Annotated in this window: 15 protein-coding genes and 1 pseudogene; 9 read left to right on the top strand and 7 right to left on the bottom strand. The window is 70.2% G+C overall.

Annotation, left to right across the window (positions count from 1 at the left end):
- Positions 1-14 precede the first annotated feature (14 nt).
- The gene (locus tag BKI49_RS02990) at positions 15-977 is read left to right on the top strand and encodes an electron transfer flavoprotein subunit alpha/FixB family protein (protein WP_095932583.1); all 963 of its coding nucleotides are present in this window, start codon (positions 15-17) and stop codon (positions 975-977) included.
- Positions 978-1,030: 53 nt separating this feature from the next.
- On the opposite strand, the gene BKI49_RS02985 is transcribed toward BKI49_RS02990, so the two are convergent.
- Positions 1,031-1,924, bottom strand: coding sequence for an endonuclease/exonuclease/phosphatase family protein (locus tag BKI49_RS02985; RefSeq protein WP_257004589.1), 894 nt, complete (start codon positions 1,922-1,924; stop codon positions 1,031-1,033).
- A 195-nt stretch (positions 1,925-2,119) separates the two neighbouring features.
- Between BKI49_RS02985 and BKI49_RS02980 the strand changes: the two genes are divergently transcribed.
- Together BKI49_RS02980 and BKI49_RS02975 are read left to right on the top strand one after the other, a co-directional pair.
- Positions 2,120-3,424 (top strand): DUF6986 family protein, encoded by a 1,305-nt coding sequence (locus tag BKI49_RS02980; RefSeq protein WP_095932582.1) that lies wholly within the window; start codon positions 2,120-2,122, stop codon positions 3,422-3,424.
- Between the two features lie 321 nt (positions 3,425-3,745).
- On the top strand, positions 3,746-4,969 hold the full coding sequence (locus BKI49_RS02975; RefSeq protein WP_095932624.1) for an RNA-guided endonuclease InsQ/TnpB family protein: 1,224 nt from the start codon (positions 3,746-3,748) through the stop codon (positions 4,967-4,969).
- 314 nt (positions 4,970-5,283) lie between these two features.
- Here the strand turns inward: BKI49_RS02975 and BKI49_RS02970 are convergent, their stop codons facing one another.
- Entirely contained in the window at positions 5,284-6,378 is a 1,095-nt protein-coding gene (locus BKI49_RS02970) for a LacI family DNA-binding transcriptional regulator (RefSeq protein WP_179332310.1), read from the bottom strand.
- 240 nt (positions 6,379-6,618) lie between these two features.
- On the opposite strand from BKI49_RS02970, the gene BKI49_RS02965 reads away from it, so the two are divergent.
- A complete protein-coding gene (locus BKI49_RS02965; protein WP_095932581.1) occupies positions 6,619-7,572 on the top strand; it encodes an ROK family protein in 954 nt (317 codons plus the stop codon).
- A 215-nt stretch (positions 7,573-7,787) separates the two neighbouring features.
- On the opposite strand, the gene BKI49_RS02960 is transcribed toward BKI49_RS02965, so the two are convergent.
- A complete protein-coding gene (locus BKI49_RS02960; RefSeq protein ID WP_179332309.1) occupies positions 7,788-9,833 on the bottom strand; it encodes an NPCBM/NEW2 domain-containing protein in 2,046 nt (681 codons plus the stop codon).
- A gap of 267 nt (positions 9,834-10,100) precedes the next feature.
- Here BKI49_RS02960 and BKI49_RS02955 point away from each other — a divergent pair, with 267 nt between their 5' ends.
- Genes BKI49_RS02955 through BKI49_RS02945 form a run of 3 tightly spaced genes read left to right on the top strand, consistent with a single transcriptional unit; the run spans position 10,101 to position 13,229 of the window.
- Complete coding sequence (locus BKI49_RS02955) at positions 10,101-11,369, top strand: ABC transporter substrate-binding protein (RefSeq protein WP_095932579.1); 1,269 nt, start codon at positions 10,101-10,103, stop codon at positions 11,367-11,369.
- A 19-nt stretch (positions 11,370-11,388) separates the two neighbouring features.
- A complete protein-coding gene (locus BKI49_RS02950) occupies positions 11,389-12,303 on the top strand; it encodes a carbohydrate ABC transporter permease (RefSeq protein ID WP_095932578.1) in 915 nt (304 codons plus the stop codon).
- Positions 12,300-13,229, top strand: coding sequence for a carbohydrate ABC transporter permease (locus BKI49_RS02945; protein WP_095932577.1), 930 nt, complete (start codon positions 12,300-12,302; stop codon positions 13,227-13,229). Before BKI49_RS02950 ends, BKI49_RS02945 begins: the two co-directional genes overlap by 4 nt.
- Before the next feature lie 145 nt (positions 13,230-13,374).
- Here the strand turns inward: BKI49_RS02945 and BKI49_RS35650 are convergent.
- The 3 genes and pseudogenes from BKI49_RS35650 to BKI49_RS02930 all read right to left on the bottom strand — a co-directional run.
- Positions 13,375-13,473: pseudogene (locus BKI49_RS35650) on the bottom strand (VOC family protein); the annotation flags it as partial.
- Positions 13,474-13,592: 119 nt separating this feature from the next.
- Complete coding sequence (locus BKI49_RS02935) at positions 13,593-13,775, bottom strand: hypothetical protein (RefSeq protein ID WP_143658362.1); 183 nt, start codon at positions 13,773-13,775, stop codon at positions 13,593-13,595.
- 133 nt (positions 13,776-13,908) lie between these two features.
- Complete coding sequence (locus BKI49_RS02930; protein WP_095932575.1) at positions 13,909-14,109, bottom strand: hypothetical protein; 201 nt, start codon at positions 14,107-14,109, stop codon at positions 13,909-13,911.
- 191 nt (positions 14,110-14,300) lie between these two features.
- On the opposite strand from BKI49_RS02930, the gene BKI49_RS02925 reads away from it, so the two are divergent.
- Together BKI49_RS02925 and BKI49_RS02920 are read left to right on the top strand one after the other, a co-directional pair.
- Entirely contained in the window at positions 14,301-14,498 is a 198-nt protein-coding gene (locus BKI49_RS02925) for a hypothetical protein (protein WP_095932574.1), read from the top strand.
- Positions 14,499-14,628: 130 nt separating this feature from the next.
- Entirely contained in the window at positions 14,629-15,672 is a 1,044-nt protein-coding gene (locus BKI49_RS02920; protein WP_095932622.1) for an NUDIX hydrolase, read from the top strand.
- A gap of 160 nt (positions 15,673-15,832) precedes the next feature.
- On the opposite strand, the gene BKI49_RS02915 is transcribed toward BKI49_RS02920, so the two are convergent.
- On the bottom strand, positions 15,833-17,188 hold the full coding sequence (locus BKI49_RS02915) for a dipeptidase (RefSeq protein ID WP_095932573.1): 1,356 nt from the start codon (positions 17,186-17,188) through the stop codon (positions 15,833-15,835).
- Positions 17,189-17,250 lie beyond the last annotated feature (62 nt).

Genomic DNA, 17,250 nt, shown 5'->3' with positions numbered 1-17,250 from the left:
AGGAGAGCAATCCCATGGCTGAAGTTCTCGTCTACGTCGACCACGTGGACGGTGCCGTCCGCAAGCCCACCCTGGAACTGCTGACCCTGGCCCGCCGCATCGGCGAGCCGGTCGCCGTCGCGCTGGGTTCCGGTGCGGAGAACACCGCCGCCGCGCTCGCCGAGCACGGCGCGGTCAAGGTCCTCACGCACGACGCCGCCGAGTACGCCGACTACCTGGTCGTGCCGAAGGTCGACGCCCTTCAGGCTGCCGTCGAGGCCGTCTCCCCGGCCGCCGTGCTGGTCCCCTCCTCCGCGGAGGGCAAGGAGATCGCCGCCCGTCTCGCCGTCCGGATCGGCTCGGGCATCATCACCGACGCGGTCGACCTGGAGGCGGGTGACGAGGGTCCGGTGGCCACGCAGTCCGCGTTCGCCGCGTCCTTCACCACCAAGTCCCGTGTCTCCAAGGGCACCCCGGTCATCACGGTCAAGCCGAACTCGGCCGCCGTGGAGGCCGCTCCGGCCGCCGGTGCGGTCGAGGCCCTGTCCGTGTCCTTCTCGGAGCAGGCGACGGGCACGAAGGTGACCGCGCGTACGCCGCGTGAGTCGACGGGCCGTCCGGAGCTGACCGAGGCCGCCATCGTGGTCTCCGGTGGCCGTGGCGTCAACGGCGCGGAGAACTTCTCGATCATCGAGGCTCTCGCCGACTCCCTCGGCGCGGCCGTGGGTGCCTCGCGTGCCGCGGTGGACGCCGGCTGGTACCCGCACACCAACCAGGTCGGCCAGACCGGCAAGTCGGTCTCGCCGCAGCTCTACATCGCGTCCGGCATCTCGGGTGCGATCCAGCACCGTGCCGGTATGCAGACCTCGAAGACGATCGTGGCGATCAACAAGGACGCCGAGGCCCCGATCTTCGACCTGGTCGACTACGGCGTGGTCGGCGACCTCTTCGACGTCGTCCCGCAGCTCACCGAGGAGATCAAGACCCGCAAGGGCTGAGCGACTTCGTGACGACGAGGCCCCCGCGACCGTACGGTCGCGGGGGCCTCGCCTCATCCCAGGGTCAGTGAGGCCCGCACCGGCAGATGGTCGCTCGGGAACTGTCCGTCCCGGGAGAACGTGTCGACCGAAGCCCGGTGCACGGCCACCGCGGGCGTCGCGAGGATCCAGTCGATGCGGTCACCGTCCGGCACCAGCGGCCGGTAGCCGTGGAAGGTGGCGTACGACGGACCGCGCTCGGCCGCGGCGTCCCAGGCGTCGACCAGGCCCGCGCCCAGCAGCGTGTCGTACACCGGGTCCCGGTGGGCGGCGACATTGAAGTCGCCGGTCACGAGCAGCGGCAGGGAGGGGTCGAGCCCCGCGAGCCGCTGCCCGATCAGCGCGGCGGCACGGGCGCGCGCGCCGCCGCTGCGGTTGTCCAGATGGGTGTTGAGCAAGTAGAACTCGCGCTCCCCGGCACGCAGGTCGCGGAACCGGACCCAGGTGACCATGCGGACGCAGACCCCGCCCCAGGTGTTCGAGCCGATCACCTCGGGCGTGTCCGAGAGCCAGAAGTGCTCGTACTCCACCGGAGTGAGCCGGCGCGTGTCGTAGAAGACGGCCATGAACTCGTCGCGGCTGCCGCCCGCACGGCCGGTGCCGATCCACTCGTGGTGCGCGCCGAGGTCGGACGCGATGTCGCGCACCTGGTGGTAGAGGCCCTCCTGGGTCCCCATGACGTGCGGCGTCCCGCGGCGCAGCAGCTCCCGCATCGCCGGGCGGCGCGCGGCCCAGCTGTGGGGCTCGGCGGTGCCGGCGTAGCGGAGGTTGAACGTCATCACGTCCAGGGGCCGGCCGCCGCGCCGGGAGGCGGCGGCCTGGGCCGTGCTGAGCAGGGGCATCGCGAGCGCCGTGGCCGCCGCGGTCCTGAGCCCCGTACGCCGGGTCACTCTGCTGGAGTTCGACACGCCGTCTCCTTCGGTCGCGAGTCAGGATGAGGGGTGCGCACCACAGTGTGGAAGCAGGAAGCGAGACAGGGGTGAACTCGGCGCGGTGCCGGAGCGTCCCGCGATCCAAGAGGGTGTTGACCGGCGGGAAGGTCCCCGGATAACTTCGCTCTACGGATTGTTGATTCCGTAGTGCGGAAAACTGGAGGGTGTGGGATGGGTCAGGGTCAGCAGGAGAAGGTGGCGACGAGCCTGGCGGGCGCCGTCAGCGAGGAGATCAGCGCCTCTCTCGCCCCGGTCGACGCCGAGCTGGAGCGCCGCTACCCCGGAGACCCAGGCACCCGGCAACCCGTCCACACCGTCTACGTCCCCGGTGACGTGTTCGCCGCCGACACCGTCCGCACGTGGGGCGACCGGGCCCTCGCCGCCCTGGACGAGCACGCCCCCGACGCCGCCTCGTTCGCCGCCGTCCTCGGTCTCGCCGACGAACTCGCGGAACCCGTCCACGACCGTGTACGGGCCAAGCTGGAGCGGGAACCCGTCGAGGACCTCCGCATCGACTTCGAGGACGGCTACGGCCCGCGCCCGGACGCCGAGGAGGACGAGGCGGCGGCCCGTGCGGCCCGTCTGGTCGCGGAAGCCTACCGGGACGGCACGGCGGCCCCCTACATGGGCATCCGTATGAAGTGCATGGAAGCCCCGGTGCGCGACCGCGGCATCCGCACCCTCGACGTCTTCCTGACCGGTCTGATGGAGGCCGGCGGCCTGCCCGGCGGACTCGTCCTCACCCTGCCCAAGGTGACGTACGCGGAGCAGGTCACCGCGATGGTCCGCCTCCTGGAGGCGTTCGAGAAGGCGCACGGGCTGGAGCCCGGCCGGATCGGCTTCGAGATCCAGATCGAGACCAGCCAGTCCATCCTCGCCACCGACGGCACCGCCACCGTCGCCCGCATGATCCAGGCCGCCGAGGGCCGGGCCACCGGACTGCACTACGGCACCTTCGACTACAGCGCCTGCCTCGGCGTCTCCGCCGCCTATCAGGCCAGCGACCACCCCGCCGCCGACCACGCCAAGGCGATCATGCAGGTCGCGGCGGCCGGCACCGGCGTACGCGTCTCGGACGGCTCGACGAACGTCCTCCCGGTCGGCCCCACCGAGAAGGTCCACGACGCCTGGCGCCTGCACTACGGCCTCACCCGCCGGGCCCTGGCCCGCGCCTACTACCAGGGCTGGGACATGCACCCCGGCCACATCCCGACCCGCTACGCCGCCGTCTTCGCCTTCTACCGCGAGGGTTTCGAGCAGGCCGCGGCCCGCCTCGCCCGCTACGCCAACCACGCCGCCGGCGACGTCATGGACGAGCCCGCCACCGCCAAGGCCCTCAGCGGCTATCTGCTCCGCGGCCTGGACTGCGGCGCCCTCGACATCGCCGAGGTCGCCCGTCTGACCGGTCTGACCCGAGCCGACCTGGAGGGCTTCGCGTCGCCGAGGCGGGCGGATCTGACGATCTCGGGCGCCTGAGCGACATGGTCCCGGTACGCCGTCGCCCCGCGGAGCACGGGCGGCGGCGCACCAGGCGCCGCACTCCCGCGGTGCCTCACGTCCGCCGCGGACCGACCCGCCTGGCCCGCTGATTGAGCCGGCTCCGCAGCCGCACGTTCACCGGCTTCCTCCGAGGAGGCGCCGGCCTGCAGGCCGGGGAGGAATCGGACTCCTGCGGAGCAGGGCACGGATTACAGGATGGCCGCCCGGGCGATCTGGCGTCCACTCCACGACGAGGCGCGGAAGCCCGTGATGATCAACAACTCTCAACTGTCAGTGCTCCTGGGTAGGTTCGGGTGCATGTCGACAGGAGCGCAGGTATCGGGGGGTGTGGGTCATGCCCGGTACACGTTCCGTGTGCGTCTGTCGGCGACGGCCCGTCGTGCGCTGGAAGCGGAGTGGGCGCGGTGCCGGTGGGTTTGGAACGAGTGTGTGGCCAAGTCCAAGGCGGTGCACCGGCAGAGCCAGGCGACGGGTCAGAAGCTGACGTGCGGTGCGGCGCAGATGGACAGGATGCTGACGCAGGCGCGGAGGGTGACGCCGTGGCTTGCCGAGGGCGCGAGTGTTCCGCAGCAGCAGGTGATCCGCGACTTCGCCAGATCCCGTGGGAAAGCTCTGAAGGACATCAAGGACGGGCTGCCGCCGCATCGGCGTGCCGGGATGCCGCACTGGAAGAGGAAGCGGGATGGTCGGCCGAGTCTGAACTACACCCGGCGCGGTTTTAGCCTGAAGGACGGCCGCCTGCACCTGGCCAACAATATTGTGGTGAGGGTGGTGTGGTCGCGGGAGCTTCCGGCCGTCCCGTCCAGCGTGCGCGTGTATCAGGACACGCTGGGCCACTGGTACGCGTCCTTCGTCGCACCTGCCCCCGTGGAGCCGCTGCCCGCGACCGGTCGGGTGCTTGGGGTGGACTGGGGTGTGAAGGAGATTGCCACCACGACATCGGATGCCCACGACCTGCCGCACGCCGAACACGGTCGCAGGGCCGCGCAGAGGCTGGCCCGCTACCAGCGCATGATGGCCCGCCGTCGGCGCCCGAAGACACAGCCCGCGTCGAAGGGATACCGCACCGCACAGACGCAGGCCGCGAAGCTGCACAAGAAGGTGGCCCGGCAGCGTGAGGACGCTGCCCGCAAGTGGGCGAAGTCCGTGGTGCGCGATCATGACGTGGTGGCGGTGGAGGACTTCAGGCCGAAGTTCCTGGCGAAGACCACCATGGCCCGCAAGGCGGCCGATGCCGCCATCGGCGCCACCAAGAAGGCGCTGATCGAGATGGGTCGCAAGCACGGGCGGGACATCCGCCTGGTTCACCCGGCGCACACCACCATGGACTGTGCGCAGTGCGGAGCGAGAACCAAGCACGCACTGCCTCTGTCAGAACGAACGTATGCCTGCATCGCGTGCGGAGCCGTGTCCCCGCGGGACAAGAACTCCGCCCGCGTGATGCTCATCCGGGCTGGTCTGAACCCGGACGGTGTCGAGGGCGTAAGACCGCCAGGGCTGCCAGCCCAAGCGGCAGCCTGAGCCGTACATCCCCACTCAACCCCGAAGGCTGGAACCTCCACCCTTCAGGGAGGGGAGCAGTCAACACGAACCCCACGAGCAGCAGCAGTTTCTTCTTCAGCAGGTAGGAGCGGCTGCACCGGACGGCCAGACGCCTGGGTAGCTGAGGGGATGCTCGCGAGGGGCTTCGGAGAGGCCGAGTGCTTCGAGCGTACGATCGTCCACTGTTCCGTCAGGCCTTTCGCCGTCGGATGGCTGACCGGGGATGACGCGTGCGCGGTCATCGTAAGGAACGCGGAGCCGTCCTCATAGAGGGCCCGGACAGCCCGGCGTGTTCAGCTCGACGGCGGCAGCTCCCCCGAGCCGCGGGTGATCAGGCGGGTGGGGAGTTCGATGCGTTCCGGCGTGACGAGGGTGCCGTCGAGCTGGCGGAAGAGGCGTTCGGCGGCGGTGCGGCCGAGGGCGGCGGCGTCCTGGGCGACCACGGTGACGCCGGGGTTCAGGAGATCGGCGAGTTCGATGTCGTCGAAGCCCACCAGGGCCACGGGGCGGCCGATCTCGGAGATGACACGGACCACGGTGACGGTGACACGGTTGTTGCCGGCGAAGATCGCCGTGACGGGGGAGGGACCCGACAGCATCTCCTCCGCCGCCTCGCGCACCCGCTGCGGATCGGTGACCCCGAGGGACATCCACGCGTCCTCGACCGGTATGCCCGCGTCCTCCATCGCCGCCCGGTAGCCGCGCAGTCGCTCGGCGGCCGTGTGGATGCGCGGCATGTCGCCGATGAAGCCGATCCGGCGGTGGCCGTGCGCGATGAGGTGTGCCACACCGTCGCGGGCGCCGCCGAAGCTGTCCGACAGGACGACGTCCGCGTCGATCTTCCCGGCCGGACGGTCCACGAAGACGATCGCGACACCCGCCTTGATCTCCGGCTCCAGATAACGGTGGTCGTCACCGGCCGGGATCACCACCAGGCCGTCCACCCGGCGCGCGCACAGGGCGAGGACCAGCTCCTGCTCGCGGTCCGGGTCCTCGGCGCTGGAGCCGTTGATCAGCAGCGCGCCGTGGGCGCGGGCCACCTCCTCCACAGCGCGGCTGAGCGGACCGTAGAAGGGGTCGGCGAGATCCTCCAGGACGAGGCCGATGCTCGCGGTGCGCCCCTTGCGCAGCACGCGCGCGCTGTCGTTGCGGCGGAAGCCCAGCGCCTCGATGGCCTCCTGGACGCGGCGCTCGGTGTCCGGGGTGACCCCCGGCTCGCCGTTGACTACGCGCGAGACCGTCTTGAGGCCGACTCCGGCACGCGCCGCTACGTCCTTCATGGTCGGACGGTTTCCGTAGCGGCTTCCGGAGAGGCGGTCTGCTCGGCGGGCGGTCTCTGCCACGATGTGCTGTCCTGTCCTGTCGTCCACGGGGATGCGCCGGTCCATGGGGTTGTATGAGGATGTGGCGTCGAGCATAGAGCCTGGACAACGTTGTCAGATGCGGGAGACACTGTCCACCGCAATCTCCGGCCTGCGCCTTCCCCTCGAGGCGTGCGGTCCCTGCCGTCGTCACGGCGCCCTTCGCACGGCGTCCGGCAGGGTCCGGTCCTGCCCGCACCCGGCCGGAGACCCGGACCCGCAGCGCGGCGGGCCCGGCACGACACCGCCTTGGGAGTTCTGACACTGATGCACACCGACCTCGTGGCCGCGCTCGACATCGGCGGCACCAAGATCGCCGGAGCGCTGGTGGACGGCCACGGCCGGATCCTGCTGCGCGCGCAGCGCGCGACGCCCGCTCAGGAGGACGGCGACACCGTGATGCGCGCCGTCGAGGACGTGCTCGGCGAGCTCACCGTCTCACCGCTGTGGAGCGGGGCACGGGCGGCCGGCATCGGCAGCGCGGGCCCGGTGGACGCCTCCGCCGGCACGGTGAGCCCCGTGAACGTGCCCGGCTGGCGCGGCTACCCGCTGGTCGAGGGGGTCCGCAGGGCCACCGGTGGGCTCCCCGTGGAGCTGATCGGCGACGGCGTGGCCATCACGGCGGCCGAGCACTGGCAGGGCGCCGCCCGCGGCCACGACAACGCGCTGTGCATGGTGGTGTCCACCGGGGTGGGCGGCGGACTCGTCCTCAACGGGCAGCTGCACCCCGGCCCCACGGGCAACGCGGGCCACATCGGCCACATCAGTGTCGACCTCGACGGCGACGCGTGCCCGTGCGGCTCCCGCGGCTGTGTGGAGCGCATCGCCAGCGGCCCGAACATCGCGCGCCGCGCACTGGACGCCGGCTGGCGGCCCGGCCCGGACGGCGACACCACGGCCGCCGCGGTCGGCGAGGCCGCCCGCGCCGGAGACCCGGTGGCCGTGGCCTCCTTCGAGCGGGCCGCGCAGGCCCTCGCCGCGGGCATCGCCGCGACCGCGACACTCGTCGAGATCGACATCGCCGTCATCGGCGGGGGAGTGGCCAAGGCCGGCGAGGTCCTCTTCGCGCCGCTGCGCAGGGCGCTGGCCGACTACGCGACGCTGTCCTTCGTGCAGCGCCTGACCGTGGCGCCCGCGCTGATGGGCACGGACGCGGGCCTGGTCGGCGCGGCGGCGGCCGCGCTCACCCGCAGGACGAGCACGACCGCGGCCGGGGTCTGAGGGGCTGACGCCGGGGCGTCGGGGCGGGGCACGGCGGGAGAGGTTCCCGCTTCGCGGGCTCCTGCCGGCGGTCCGTCCGTGCCGTGCCTGCGGCCGGGACTTCCCCGCGGCGGGTGCCCACAAGCAGGGCGCCCGCGCCCCCCGGCCCCGAGCGAGGGCGGGCGTCGCGTCGGCCGGTCCGCCGTCGTACGCCCCGCCCTCGCGCTGTCACGGCCTCAGCAGCTGAGCTTCGCGTCCGCCCAGTCCGCGTGGTCCGAGTCGATCCCGTCGCCGCCGTCGGTGACGACGAGCCGGACCACCTGGGCGCCGGTCACATCGGCCGTGACCGGCTGGGCCGGCATCGCGTTCGTGAGCACGCCGGTCGAGGCGACCTTGACGTCGTCGGCCCAGATCTCGAAGGCGACGGTGCCCTTTGCGCCCTTCTCGTCGTCCACGCCCACGTCGGCGGTGACCGTCTCGCACGCCTTGCCGGCGTAGTACTCGACGGCGCTCTCGGCGTGCACACCGAGCCCCTTGGCGTAGGCGACCCCGCCCAGAGTGATCGGATGACCGTCCCCGGCGGCGCTCTCCCCGTTGCTGGTGTTGCGCTCGACCGGTCCCCAGCCGTTGGTCGTCGACAGCCACGGCAGGTCGCCGAGGGAGGAGACACCCGAAGGGGGCGCCACGACCACGGACGCCTTCAACGGCAGTACGGTCTCGGCCCGTACCCCGGTCGGCGAGCGGTACGCCGTCGTCAGCGTGAGGTCGTACGAGCCCGTGGGCGTGCCCTCGGGCGCGGTGACCCGCCACTGTGTGCGCAGGGCACGGCCGGTCGGCAGGACGGCCTGGGTGGTCGGACCGGTCGCCCGCACCGTCCAGCCCTCGGGCCCGCTCATCGTCACCGAGACCTGCCTCGCGGGCGTGCGGCCGAGGTCGGTGACCGTCGACGTCAGCGTGGCCGCCTTTCCGGCCTCCACCAACGGGCTTCCGTCCAGGCCGAGTTCGACGGCGGGCGGGTTCTCGGCCCACCGGGGGTCGGCCGCGACGCGGAACAGGACCGTGCCGTGCGCGGGTACGGTCGCCGAGATCGTGCCGGCGGTGTTGTAGCTCTTGTGCCGCCACAGGTCGCGCTGGGTGTACGCGTCGGCCGCGGGCAGGCCGACGGCCTGCGCGGTCGTGGCGATGCGCTGTGCGCTGCCGGTCTCGTTGAACAGCGCCACGGCGCGGCTGCCGTCCCTCATCTCCTTGGAGACGACCCAGCGTCCGCCCGAGGAGGACACCACCGCGCCCTGCTTGCCCAGCGGGTCCTGGTCGACTGCGATGACCTCCTTGTTGTCGAGGATGTCGAAGGTCGCCGCGGAGGCCTTGCGCAGGTCCGAGCCGATGAGCAGCGGGGCCGCCATGACCGACCACATGGAGAAGTGCGAGCGGTACTCGGTGTCGGTCATGCCGCCGTTGCCGACCTCCAGCATGTCCGGGTCGTTCCAGTGCCCGGGACCGGCGTGCGGGGCGAGCGGCAGGTTCTGCTTGAGGATCGACAGCATGGAGCCCCAGCTGTCGCTGATGTCCCCGGTCGTGCGCCACAGGTGGCCGACGTCCGCGGCCCATTCCCAGGGCTTGTTCTCGCCCCATTCGCAGATGCTGTAGACGATCGGCCGCCCGGTCGCCTTCAGCGCGTCACGCATGGTCGTGTAGCGCTGCCGGGCGTCGACGCCCTGGTTGTTGCAGTTGTCGTACTTGAGGTAGTCGACGCCCCAGTCCGCGAACTGCTGGGCGTCGCTGTACTCGTGGCCGAGGGCGCCCGGGAATCCCGCGCTGTTGCAGGTCTTCGTGCCGGCGCTGGTGTAGATCCCGAGCTTGAGCCCCTTGGCGTGCACGTAGTCGGCGACCGCTTTGATCCCGCCGGGGAACCGCACGGGGTCGGGCACCAGTTTGCCGTTCGCGTCCCGGCCGGGCAGGGCCCAGCAGTCGTCCAGGTTGACGTACTGGTAACCGGCGTCCTTGAGGCCCTTGTCGACGAAGATGTCCGCGATGCCCTTGACCATGTCTTCGTTGAACTCCGCCCGGCAGTGCGTGGAGTTCCAGTTGTTGAAGCCCATCGGAGGGGTGAGGGCGAGACCGTCGGCCAGAGCCGGGGCGGCGGGGGAGGCCGTGGCCGGTGCGCCGGGGGCGCTCCCGGGGGCGGCGAGAGCCGGTGAGGCGAGGCCGGCCGCGCACAACAGTCCGGCGGCTAGCGCTCCGACCACTCTTCTGCGGGTTGTGCGGGTGTGAAGGTGACGCATCGTTACGTTCCTCCGAACTCGCGAAAGATGGGATGACGACATGTCCGCGACAATGATGCGCGTTTACGGTAGGACGTGTCGGACTCTGTTGGAAGAGAAGTGGTAACGGTTGTTCGATATCTCGTCAGAACCCTTGACGGAGCCCTTACATGGGAGTGAGATCCAAGCCTCGCGTTCGGTTGTGTTGGATGGCACCCCGAGGAGGGGGACATGGCACAGTCATCGTCGGACGGGCTTGTCGTGCCCGAAGGTTCCACAGGACATCGGATGTCCCGGCGAAATCTCCTGCGAGGTGCGGCCGTCGGAATCGGCGCGGTCTCGCTCCCCGCCCTGCTGTCCGCGTGCGGCGACGGACCGGGAGGGAACAAGAACGAAGTCACCGTGGGGTCCAACGCGTCGGACGAGGTCCCCAAGAAGGCCTACGCGGCGGCCTTCGCGGCGTACGAGAAGAAGACCGGCAAGAAGGTCAAGGTCAACACCAAGGACCACAACGACTTCCAGGAGAACATCAACCGCTATCTCCAAGGCACGCCCGACGACGTCTTCATGTGGTTCGCCGGATACCGCATGCAGTACTTCGCCGAGAAGGGGCTGCTGCACGAGATCAGTGACGTCTGGAGCGGCTTCGACGGGTTCTCCGACGCGCTCAAGGAGCAGTCCACGCACGAGGGCAAGCAGTACTTCGTGCCGTACTACTACTATCCGTGGGCCGTCTTCCACCGGAAGAGCCTCTTCGCGAAGCAGGGCTACGAACAGCCCGCGAAATGGGACGAGTTCGTCGCGCTCGCCAAGAAGATGTCGAAGGACGGCACCCCTGTCGCGTTCTGCGACAAGGACGGCTGGCCCGCCATGGGCACCTTCGACTACATCAACATGCGGCTGAACGGATACGACTTCCACAAGTCCCTGATGGCGGGCGAGGAGGCGTGGACCGACACCAAGGTCAAGAACGTCTTCGACACCTGGCGCGAACTCATGCCGTACTACCAGAAGGGCGCCCTCGGCCGTACCTGGGAAGAGGCCGGCCAGAGCCTCCAGCAGCGCAAGACCGGCATGGCGGTGTTCGGAATGCCGCACCCCGGAACCCAGTTCCCGGAGAACGAGCGCGACGACATCGACTTCTTCGCCTTCCCCGAGATCGACCCGCAGTACGCGCAGGACGCCGTGGAAGCGCCCATCGACGGATTCCTCGTCGCCAAGAAGTCGAAGAACGTCGACGGGGCCGAAGCCCTGCTGAAATGGCTGGGCACCCCCAAGGCCGAGGACACCTATCTCGCGCTCGACCCCAACAATGTGGCGGTCAACGACGGCGCCGACACCTCCAAGTACACGGCCCTGCAGAAGAAGTCGGCCGAGCTGGTGTCCGGAGCCAAACAGATCTCACAGTTCATGGACCGCGACACCCGGCCCGACTTCGCCTCGACCGTCATGATCAAGGCGATCCAGGACTTCATCGGAAACCCGAAGGACGTCGACGGTCTCTGCAACAGCATCGAACGGCAGAAGAAGACCATCTTCTCGTCGCCCGTCGGCTGAACCTGGGGGAAGACGTTCCGTGGCGCTCAACATCCCACGGCGCGCGGGACGACGACGGCTGCGGCGGTTCACCCGCCGCGACGTCGTCGTCCTCGGCGTGCTCCTCGGCATACCCGTCCTGCTCGACATCGCCATCGTCTGGGGCCCGACCCTCGCCTCCATCGGACTCTCCTTCACCTCCTGGGACGGCATCGGCGACATCCACTGGGTCGGCGGCGACAACTACAAGAACATGGCCGAGAACTACCCGGTCTTCTGGCCGGCCGTCCGCCACAACATCCTGTGGCTGCTCTTCCTCGGCCTGATCGCCACGCCCTTCGGCCTCTTCCTGGCCGTCCTCATCGACAGGGGCGTCCGCTTCAGCCGCTTCTACCAGTCGACGATCTACCTGCCGGTCGTGCTCTCCCTCGCCATCGTCGGCTTCATCGCCCAACTGGTCCTGGGCACCGACCAGGGCGTGGTCAACACGATCCTGAACAACCACGACGACCCCATCGACTGGCTCGGCGACTCGCACCTCAACCTCTGGATGATGATGATCGCGGCGAGCTGGCGGCACACCGGCTACGTGATGATCCTCTACCTGGCCGGACTCAAGTCCGTGGACCCGCAGTTGAAGGAAGCGGCCGCCATCGACGGCGCCAACGCCCGCCAGACCTTCTTCCGCGTCGTCTTCCCGACGCTGCGCCCCGTCAACGTCATCGTCGGCGTCATCACCGTCATCGAGGCGCTGCGCGCCTTCGACATCGTCTACGCCGTCAACAAGGGCCGCAACGGCCTGGAACTCCTCTCCGTCCTGATCACCGACAACATCATCGGTGAGGCCAGCCGCATCGGCTTCGGCTCCGCCATCGCGGTCGTCCTGCTCACCGTCTCCCTGGGATTCATCGTGACGTTCCTGGTCCAAGAGCTGCGAGGTGCGCGCGACCGATGACCGCCGACATCCGCACCGACGCGCCCGTCCGGACGGAGCCCGCCACGACACGACGGCCCACGCCCCGCCGCGGGCCGCGTCCCGGCCGCTTCGGCGTGCACATCTTCCTGATGGGTGTGTCCCTGGCCTTCCTCGCCCCGCTCCTGCTCGCCGTCTACGCCTCGCTGCGGCCGTACGAGGACACCGCGCAGCACGGCTACTTCTCGTTCCCGAGGCACCTGTCCTTCGACTACTACCGCCGGGCCTACACCGAGTCCGGCATGGGGAAGTACTTCACCAACACGCTGCTCATCGCCGTCCCCGGGGTGCTCGTCACCCTGTTCCTGGCGTCCTTCGTCGCGTTCGCGGTGTCCCGCCTCAAGCTGCGGGGCGGCCTCGTCCTGCTGATGTTCTTCACGGCGGGCAACCTGCTGCCGCAGCAGGTGATCGTGACTCCGCTGTACGTCCTGTTCAACAAGATCCCACTGCCCTGGTGGATGTCCGACTCCCTCACGATGTACGACTCCTACTGGGCCGTGATCATCGTCAACGTCGGCTTCCAGCTGGGCTTCTGCGTCTTCGTGCTCGCGAACTTCATGCGGACCCTGCCGCAGGAGATCCTCGAGGCCGCGGTGGTCGACGGCGCCGGGGTCTGGACCCAGTTCTGGCGCATCACGCTTCCGCTGTGCCGGCCCGCGCTCGCCGCCCTCGGCACGCTCGAATTCACCTGGATCTACAACGACTTCCTCTGGGCCCTGATCTTCATCTCCAACCCCGACAAGCTCCCCGTCACGTCGTCCCTGAACAACCTCCGGGGCCAGTTCTTCACCGACTACAACCTGCTGGCCGCGGGCTCGGTCCTCGTCGCCCTCCCGACGATCCTCGTGTTCCTGCTCCTGCAGCGGCACTTCATCGCGGGACTGACGCTGGGGTCGACGAAGGGGTAGGGCTCGACGTGCGCGCACGCTGTCCGACAGGGCCTCCCGGCAAGCGCACCGAGAGGCCCTGGCGGCTCGTCCACAGCGGTCTGCGAGGGGAAGTCGCCCCCTCCTCGCACCTGCTGCTCCGCTTGCTCCGCGTCAGGACGGGGCGAGGGCTGTAGGCACTCCAGCCGAGCGCTTCCGCCCAGAACCGGCCGACCGCCGAGTGATCGACATCCTTGATGTTCACCATGACAGGTCGCAGCGCCATGCCGGCGATCCTATGGAGCCGCTCCGTAACGGCAGGGAGCGTCCTGCGCGCAGGCACACCTCGGCGCGCGCCGAGAGCACGCACCCCTTCGACGCACGAGGCCGCCCGGCCGTGCGGTCTCAGCCCGTACCGAGGGCCGCCGCCTCGCCACCCTCGTCGTCCGACTCCGCGTCCGGAGAAGAGACCGCGGCCTCGGCCGCTCTTCCCCGCGCGGACTTCCGTCCCTTGGTCACGCACGCGGCCGAACGGGCCAGCTGCGCCTGCAACTGCTCGAACGCCGCCGGCCCTGCCAGATCCCGCAACCTGCGACTTCTGCTCATATCTGGAGAAACGATCCACCGCCCGGTCCGTAACCCGGCCGCGCCCGAACGGAGCAATGCCGACGCCGCGTCCGGTGCCTCCCGGCCCCGGACGCCGCTCATGCACCCGTCGGGATCACATGCCGTCCAGCAGTGAGCCGCCCAGGTCACCCGGTACGCCCGCCTCCGGCGACTCCGCCCACAGCCGGGCAGCGATCTCGTCCGCCTCGTCCTGCGGTGTCCCCGCCTCGACCAGGATGACCCCCTTGCTGCCGTCGGGGAACTTCACGGCGCGAGCCTCTTTGCCCAGCCGGTCCAGCTTCGCCCTCTCCGGCATCCTCACTCCTTCAGTCGGGGAGACCACGCTAGAACGCCTTCACCAGGGCCGATAGCCGAGTTCGGCCGTACGGCCTACTGCTCGACCGCCTCCACTGGTGGGTGCCGGAGGTGCCGGGTGTGCCGGTGGGAAATGCTCGGCATCTCGGACGGCGCGCGTGACCCTTCGGCGGTTTGCCAGTTGAACCGGGCATGAAGAAGCGCAGCATGCTCGCCATCGCCTCCCTCGCCACCGGGTTCGTCGTCGCGGCGATCACCCCCTCCCACGCCCTGGACGGGGACGCGCTGGGTGATCTGAACGTCGGTGACTCCCTCAGCACCGTCGATCACACGATCAGCAGCGACAGTCTGGCCGTCGACCAGGACGCGCTGGGCGGGGAGAACGGCTGAAGGGTTCCTTCCACGGCGCCGGTGCCCGGGGACGGGGCACCGGCGCCGTGCTGTGGGCGCCCTCATCAGGGGCTGGTTTCCGTGGCAGGGTGGAGCGGGCAAGCCACAGGGGGCCAACAGAAGAGGGGGAATCGTGATCGTCTGGATCAACGGTGCGTTCGGTGCGGGGAAGACCACCACCGCACGGGAACTGATCGAGCTGATCCCGAACAGCACGCTCTTCGACCCCGAGGTCATCGGCGGCGCACTCACGCACCTGCTGCCGGCCAAGCACCTCGCCGAGGTCGGCGACTTCCAGGACCTGCCGATCTGGCGACGTCTGGTGGTCGACACCGCGGCGGCGATGCTCGCCGAGCTCGGTGGTGTCCTCGTGGTCCCGATGACCCTGCTCCGCCAGGAATACCGCGACGAGATCTTCGGAGGCCTGGCCGCGCGCCGTGTCTCCGTACGGCATGTGCTCCTCGCCCCGGCGGAAACGATCCTGCGCGAGCGAATAGCCGACCGTGAGGTGCCGCCGGAACTGCCCGACGGCGAGATCAGGGTGCGCCAGTGGTCCTACGACCACATCGAGCCCTACCGTGCCGCGCTCGGCTCCTGGCTCACTGCGGACGCCCATCCCGTGGACACCAGCGCCCTCACCCCGTACGACGCGGCGGTCCGCATCGCCGAGGCCGTGCGGACCGGGGAGGTACCCGTCTGCGACATCGTGCAGACCCCCGAACCCACCGCGGAGACCGTCGCCGCCGGAGTGCTCCTCTTCGACGAGCAGGACCGGGTGCTCCTCGTCGACCCGACGTACAAGCCCGGCTGGGAATTCCCCGGCGGCGTCGTCGAGCCCGGCGAGGCCCCCGCCCGCGCCGGCATGCGCGAGGTCGCCGAGGAGACCGGCCTCACGCTCGAGGACGTGCCCCGGCTCCTGGTCGTCGACTGGGAGTCGCCCAAGCCCCCCGGCTACGGCGGTCTGCGACTGCTGTTCGACGGTGGCCGCCTCGACGTGGCGGCCACCCGGCGACTGCTGCTCCCCGGACCCGAGCTCCGCGACTGGCGCTTCGCCACCGAGGAGGAGGCGGCCGACCTCCTGCCGCCCGTGCGCTACGAACGGCTGCGCTGGGCCCTGCGGGCGCGCGAACGGGGCGCGGCGCTCTACCTGGAGTCAGGGGTCCCCGTGGGGTGACGCGGCGGAGTCGGGTCGGCTCGTGCGCGGCCTTCTCCGGTCGGATGACGGATGACGGGCGTCAGACGCCGGATGCCGAGCATCAGAAGACGGACGCCGGACGGCGGGCATGAGCGGTCGGGGTCGACCGCTCATGCCCGGCGCCCGGCCGGAAGAGCGGTCAGCTCGCCGCGTAGTTCCGCAGGAACAGCGCCTCGGCGACCGACAGACGCTCCAGCTCGTCCGGTGAGACGCCCTCGTTCACCGCGTGGATCTGCGCCTCCGGCTCGCTCAGGCCGATGAGCAGGATCTCGGCCTGCGGGTACAGCGAGGCGAGGGTGTTGCACAGCGGGATGGAGCCGCCCAGGCCCGCGTACTGCATCTCCTGGCCCGCGTACGCGACCGACATGGCCTCGGTCATCGCCGCGTACGCCGGGCTCGACGTGTCGGCGCGGAACGGCTGGCCCTGGCCGATCTGCTCGGTGCTGACCCGCGCGCCCCACGGCGTACGCGTCTCCAGGTGGGCCTGGAGCAGCTTGGTCGCCTCGGCGGCGTCCGCGCCCGGCGGCACCCGCAGGCTCACCAGCGCGCGGGCGCCCGCCTGCACGGAGGCCGTCGCGCCGACCACCGGCGGGCAGTCGATGCCGAGGACGGTCACGGCCGGACGCGCCCAGATGCGGTCGGCGATCGTCCCGGAGCCGATGAGTTCCACCCCGTCGAGCACCTTGGCGTCCTTGCGGAACGACTCCTCGTCGTACTGCAGCCCGTCCCAGGCCGCGTCGCCCGCGAGACCGTCGACCGTCGTCGAACCGTCCTCGGCCCGCAGCGAGTCCAGGACGCGGATCAGTGCCGCCAGCGCGTCGGGCGCCGCCCCGCCGAACTGCCCCGAGTGCAGGTTCCCTTCGAGGGTGTCCACCTGAACGCGTACGAGGGTCATGCCGCGCAGCGTCGCGGTCACCGTCGGCAGCCCGGCGCGGAAGTTGCCGGCGTCGCCGATGACGATGGTGTCGGCCGTCAGCAACTCCGGGTGCTCCTCGGCGTACCGCTCAAGACCGCCGGTGCCCTGCTCCTCCGAACCCTCGACGATCACCTTGACGTGCACCGGGACGCCGCCGTTGGCCTTCAGCGCCCGCAGGGCGAGCAGGTGCATGATGACGCCGCCCTTGCAGTCGGCGCTGCCACGCCCGTACCAGCGGCCGTCGCGCTCCGTCAGTTCGAACGGAGGCGTCGCCCAGCCCGCCTCGTCCAGCGGCGGCTGCACGTCGTAGTGCGCGTACAGCAGGACCGTCTTCGCACCCTCCGGTCCGGGCAGGAAGCCGTACACGGACTGCGTGCCGTCAGGGGTGTCGAGCAGCGCCAGGTCCTGGAAGCCCTCGGCGCGCAGCGCGTCGACTATCCAGTTCGCCGCGCCCTCGCTCTCGCTCTTGGGATATTGGTCGAAGTCCGCCACCGACTTGAAGGCCACCAGCTCGGCGAGCTCCGCCTTCGCACGGGGCATGAGCGAGGCGACGGTCTCGGCGACCGGATTCGACGACATGGGCACGCTCCTTGTGGGTGCGACGTTGACTTCTGTGTACAGGTGATCGGGTGGTGCGTACG

It is taken from the genome of Streptomyces sp. Tue6028 (assembly GCF_002300165.1).
Taxonomy (GTDB): Bacteria; Actinomycetota; Actinomycetes; order Streptomycetales; family Streptomycetaceae; genus Streptomyces; species Streptomyces siamensis.
The sequence above is the reverse complement of the archived record's forward strand: the minus strand, read 5'-3'. Positions and strand labels throughout refer to the sequence as shown.

Bases quoted from the DNA above. Each gene is read 5' to 3' on its own strand.
- BKI49_RS02930 (WP_095932575.1), bottom strand. From the start codon at position 14,109: ATGCCGGAGAGGGCGAAGCTGGACCGGCTGGGCAAAGAGGCTCGCGCC.
- BKI49_RS02960 (WP_179332309.1), bottom strand. From the start codon at position 9,833: ATGCGTCACCTTCACACCCGCACAACCCGCAGAAGAGTGGTCGGAGCG.
- BKI49_RS02965 (WP_095932581.1), top strand. From the start codon at position 6,619: ATGCACACCGACCTCGTGGCCGCGCTCGACATCGGCGGCACCAAGATC.
- BKI49_RS02945 (WP_095932577.1), top strand. From the start codon at position 12,300: ATGACCGCCGACATCCGCACCGACGCGCCCGTCCGGACGGAGCCCGCC.
- BKI49_RS02990 (WP_095932583.1), top strand. From the start codon at position 15: ATGGCTGAAGTTCTCGTCTACGTCGACCACGTGGACGGTGCCGTCCGC.
- BKI49_RS02925 (WP_095932574.1), top strand. From the start codon at position 14,301: ATGAAGAAGCGCAGCATGCTCGCCATCGCCTCCCTCGCCACCGGGTTC.
- BKI49_RS02970 (WP_179332310.1), bottom strand. From the start codon at position 6,378: ATGGACCGGCGCATCCCCGTGGACGACAGGACAGGACAGCACATCGTG.
- BKI49_RS02915 (WP_095932573.1), bottom strand. From the start codon at position 17,188: ATGTCGTCGAATCCGGTCGCCGAGACCGTCGCCTCGCTCATGCCCCGT.
- BKI49_RS02975 (WP_095932624.1), top strand. From the start codon at position 3,746: ATGTCGACAGGAGCGCAGGTATCGGGGGGTGTGGGTCATGCCCGGTAC.
- BKI49_RS02955 (WP_095932579.1), top strand. From the start codon at position 10,101: ATGTCCCGGCGAAATCTCCTGCGAGGTGCGGCCGTCGGAATCGGCGCG.
- BKI49_RS02980 (WP_095932582.1), top strand. From the start codon at position 2,120: ATGGGTCAGGGTCAGCAGGAGAAGGTGGCGACGAGCCTGGCGGGCGCC.